This window comes from Komagataeibacter europaeus LMG 18890 (assembly GCF_000285295.1).
Taxonomy (GTDB): domain Bacteria; phylum Pseudomonadota; class Alphaproteobacteria; order Acetobacterales; family Acetobacteraceae; genus Komagataeibacter; species Komagataeibacter europaeus.
Map to the genome: position 1 here is coordinate 1 of NZ_CADP01000162.1, position 4511 is coordinate 4511.

At 52.2% G+C, this 4511-nt stretch carries 3 protein-coding genes and 1 pseudogene; 2 read left to right on the forward strand and 2 right to left on the reverse strand.

The window, feature by feature from the left end:
• Nucleotides 1-543, reverse strand: a pseudogene (locus GEU01_RS23465) (recombinase family protein); the annotation flags it as partial.
• A 67-nt stretch (nucleotides 544-610) separates the two neighbouring features.
• Between GEU01_RS23465 and GEU01_RS23470 the strand changes: the two are divergent.
• Nucleotides 611-2257 carry a hypothetical protein gene (locus tag GEU01_RS23470; RefSeq protein WP_198284505.1) on the forward strand — a complete coding sequence of 549 codons (1647 nt, stop codon included), beginning with the start codon at nucleotides 611-613 and terminating at the stop codon, nucleotides 2255-2257.
• Nucleotides 2258-2464: 207 nt separating this feature from the next.
• Nucleotides 2465-3427 carry a hypothetical protein gene (locus GEU01_RS25985; protein ID WP_157212902.1) on the forward strand — a complete coding sequence of 321 codons (963 nt, stop codon included), beginning with the start codon at nucleotides 2465-2467 and terminating at the stop codon, nucleotides 3425-3427.
• Nucleotides 3428-4127: 700 nt separating this feature from the next.
• On the opposite strand, the gene GEU01_RS19585 is transcribed toward GEU01_RS25985, so the two are convergent.
• Nucleotides 4128-4511 (reverse strand): transposase (locus GEU01_RS19585; protein WP_019086993.1); only part of this gene is annotated, 384 nt, incomplete at its 5' end.

Below are 4511 nucleotides of genomic sequence, written 5' to 3' on the forward strand. Positions count from 1 at the left end.
TGCCCCCGCAACCATCTGAACTTGCGATGCGAACGCATCACGAACCCCAGTCCGGAAACGGGCTGGGGTTTTCGTTTGTCCGCCTGATGCCACCATCAGAATGCCCGCGAGATCGCCCCGGACATTGATCTGGAGGCCCTTGTCGGACGGCGTGAGGATGATCGCCTCGATCAGAGAGCGGATCACCTCGGCCGCCTCCTGGCGCTTCTCGTCCAGCTCGGAATGCAGCATGTCGTGCCGGCGCGCGAGTTGCCGGTGGTAGAATTCCGCCATCTGGGGATGGAGCAGGGGCGGGGGTGCCTCGGCAGTCGCGAGGAACTCCGTCAGCTCCGCCTTGCGGGCCTCGAGCTTGGAGCCGCGCTCCTTGACCGTTTCGATTGAGATGGCTTCCGAGAGGTAGAGATCCATCAGGCGCTGGATGTCGCGCTCGACCCGCTTCAGTTCTGACTCAGCCGCGCCGATGTCGGCGGACGCCTCCATGCGCAGTCGGTTCATCTCGTCTGTGAACGCCGTGCAGAACTCCGCGAACAGGTCCGGGTCCATGAGATGCTGGCGGAGCGCGATGTATCAAAATGCTACCACTTACGCGCCCGATCTTACCGGCACAGTTATGGACGCCAAGGGGGTAATCGGCCTGCAGGTTGGCCGGGACGGCGTTAACGCTCCAGCCCAGTTCATCTCAAATGCTTCAGCGCTTCGCGGCGCATTACTCGGTTTTTTCCTTGCTTTCCGAGAGTATGTTCTCAAGAAGCGCGGTGGCTTGCTGATGTTGGTACTCGACGATCCGCAGGAACTGCTTGACAATGACAACCGAGAGCGGCTTGCCCGTGGACTATCAGGACTGGCCGCATCGGCGCAGTTGCTGATTACGACGCATGACCGAAAGTTTGCCCGCTGCCTGGTTGCGGAGCATCGTGAAGGTTCGCAACACCTGTCGGTCCATCCGGTGAATTCGGTACATCCGACGGTATTTGTGGCGCCGGCGCAGGAGGAGGTCGATCGCAAGCGCGCTGTGTTTCTCCAATCACCCGATAACCACGCCGCAGCACAGGACTATGTGTCCGATCTGCGCGTATTTTTGGAAGGGCGCATCGGTGATCTTTTCGATAGCATCGCTCACCCCGCATACGCGACCACCACGAGGGCGGTTACGCTCTTCCCGCTCGTCGATCGCCTGCGTGGAATGGTAGGCAGTGGCTCAAGTGAACTGTTCAGCCATCCGCTGGTGAAGCAGTTCGCGACCGACTCGGCGTTCCTGGAGGGTGCTGACGCTCGTCGCGTCCTGAACCAATCACATCACGATAAAGCGTCGATTACCTACATGGACGTAGATCGCCTAAAGCAGATATTTGCCCAGCTGCGAATGAACGTCGAGAAGGTGCATGAGCAGTTCCGTCTTCACCGATGGCGCGAGCCCCTCGACACAACAGTAGCCGAGACGAATCTGGTAGCGCTGCGCCCTCTCGTCCCTCCCGTAATTGCTGTGCCGATATGTCCTGATATCGCTGCGTTCATGGGTTCAGCGCCATCTGGCGGGTCGCAGGATGTGTCGGACGAAACTCTTGATGGTACGTGGTTTCAGGGAAAGTCGCTTTACTACGTACGCGGCGAAAGCCTCGGCTTCGCCATTCCATCTGGTTCGGTCGCAATCGTTGAATGTGAGCCCTATGCCGGTCGCGACCACAATCTGGTAATCGCGCGTCACAAGAAGCAGACGTTCGCACGACGAGTTACACGCTCTTCTAATGCGATTGGCGTTTCGCTTTCGGCTCAGATGCCTGACCCACGGAATAGCCGCGCTACGATGACTTACGACGACAGTGCAGTGCGTCTATATCGCATAGTCGGTGCGATATTCACCGACATGGCGCCGCCATCTGGCAAAGGCGAGGCGACACCCATCGAGACTGTGCCTGAACTCGATATGGTAGAGATCGCATACCGCGTGAAAGAAGATAGTGCCGTTCCGCTGGCGCTGCCTGGTCAGGTCATTCTCGGTGGCACCGAACTTACGCCGCCTCAACTCGATGGCTGGGAAGGTAAGCTGGCGGCTGTGACCCTTGCTGACGGCTCCAGTATCTTCAAGCGCGTGGGCAGTAAGCTGCCAGGAGCGCTTGGTCATCTGCGGCTGTTTGAGACGATCGGCGGCTTAGGTTCGTCAATAGTCGTCGCCACCGACGTTGTAGACGATATCGGCGACGTTCCCCTGATGATCTCTGCTCGTCGCGTCGTGGGAGTATTGTACGACGCCGTGTAAGCTTGATGGTGTGAATAGCTGGTTACAGAAGAAGCAGCCCTTCAGGTTCCGCCCTCATTCGAGACATTCTGTCCAGCCGTGACGTTTTCCGTAAAGTCGACATTGATGCCAGATTGCAGCATAGTGACATTGCGGGGCACATTACACTCATCTAGCCCAACAAAATTATAAAATAAATCCGTTTTACTTTTGAAGGATGTAAAATAATTGTCTGATCACTTGAGGTGGAAAAACTGGGCGAATGAACTGTCCAAACACAATCATAAACCTAGGAAAAATCTCGAAAGATGGGGCCTGCGCTATCTCCACGATGCGAGTTCTCTTAATTATCTAACAAAAGAAATAGCTTCATGGCTTTCAAAATTACCTTTGGCTACGTCTATACCATTTAGTGTTCAGACTGAATCAATTTGGATAGACGGCACACCCCAAGCGGTATCCACACTTATAGATAAACGAAATGTACAGTGTGAACTATCGGATTTATTATTCATTATTGAAGTGAAGGGCAGAAAGGGGTTTTTTCTCGAAAAAGCTGTTCTTCTACAAGGGAAGATATCCTGTAAACACAATAAATTTTCTGGTAGCAATAAATCAACCATAAAGGAAAGAAAACTTCTAGAAAAAACAAATACATATGATTGCATAGATCTATATACAGGAACGAGTGGCGTTAAATCTACCCATATAGGAAAATATATACTCGGAAGTTCTTTGAATGGAATGGAGGAGTTTAGTAGATATCTTCTTATATCTAAGTCTAATGGCTGGAGTGGGGGGAAAAATTTTTCTCACGGTCCGTTTCAGATTGGCTGGCCTGATTCATACACTGATAGTTATCTAGGAAAAACTCACGACTTTTCAATTGCGGTATTGCGTATGTTATGCAGTTCGGGAATGGGGAAGTTATTAAATATGTCGGCTGCATGTGAGTGGACACGGATGGCTAATGACTTGCGTCGACAATATAAAAATATAACAATGAATGGATACGGAGGGCAGTCTAGAATAAACTCATCGAACAATGCGACATTTACGACGTCAAAAAAAATTACCGTTGCAAACGGAAAAGTAAATATTAAAAATACCCCAAAAACTATTCAGCTTGACATTCCGCAACCACTAATATCAATCATCACCCTAACTGTTAATATTTTTCCTGAGGATTGATTTACTTTATAAAATGCACGCAAATGTGCAGTCGTCTCTGTAAAATTTGATGGGCGCAAACATGGCTTGAACTAGCAGACCTTCTCTTGTCGCCTCATCCCGAAGACTGGCGGCAGTCGCCCTCATATCGGTCATACGCTCTCCGAAAGGGTGGCTCCGCATAGTTGACACAAGTAGCCCCCCGCAAAAGCCGCAGATATCTTTTGTATGTCCGGATGGGAATTACGTCCCTCTAAACCCGACTAATCGATTGCACTGTGATCGTTCAGTCAGGTTCACTCGTATCAGTGCTCGTTCGATATATCTCTTCGCCGTCACGAAATGTTTTGACCGAGACAGTTGCTTTATCCAGAGAATCCTTATCTCTCTGATACACTTCGGCTACAGTAAGTGTAAGCCCACCTTCAGTCTTTTTTCGATAATCGTCATCCTTTCGACCGCGCTCATTAGACGATGTTGCTCGATAAACGAACACTGCACTGTCGGTCTTCGGACACGTGCAAACCTTATCTACATCCTCTTCTCTTCTGCGAGCGCCGCCATACTCCGCCTCGGCGTGCATTGGCTTTACGCCACCCTTAGCGCTTAGATCAAACGTGCCAGAAGTGCGCCCAAAGGGATCGCAAATTCGATACTCTGGGTGGCTTTCTTCGAGATGTATGTTTTGCCCGCCATCCGCATGAGCCTCTAATACCAACGGTTATGGGCACTGACCTGTGTGAGCCCACTTTCTAAGACCGATGGATCGAATGGTGTCAGGCAAGGCGGCAAGATTATTCCAAGCGGAACAGGCAGCGTCGATGATGTGCTCGATGCCGTCGAAGACGGTATTGGCCAGCCAGTTGGCGCGCAGGAACTGCCAGATATTCTCGACCGGGTTTAGTTCGGGAGCACGGGACGGCAGGAAGATCAGGCTGACGTTGCGCGGCAGTCTGAGTTTGGGTGTCGTATGCCAGCCGGCACGATCGAGCAGGACGACGGCATGCGCTCCGCGTGCGACGCAGCGTGAGATTTCCTCGATATGCAGTTGCATGCTGGCCGTGCCGGTAAACGGCAACACCAGGCCTGCCGCCTTGCCGAGTGC

What these genes read in the sequence shown, in the direction of transcription:
- GEU01_RS23470 (WP_198284505.1), top strand. Translation starts at nt 611, where the DNA reads ATGGACGCCAAGGGGGTAATCGGCCTGCAGGTTGGCCGGGACGGCGTT.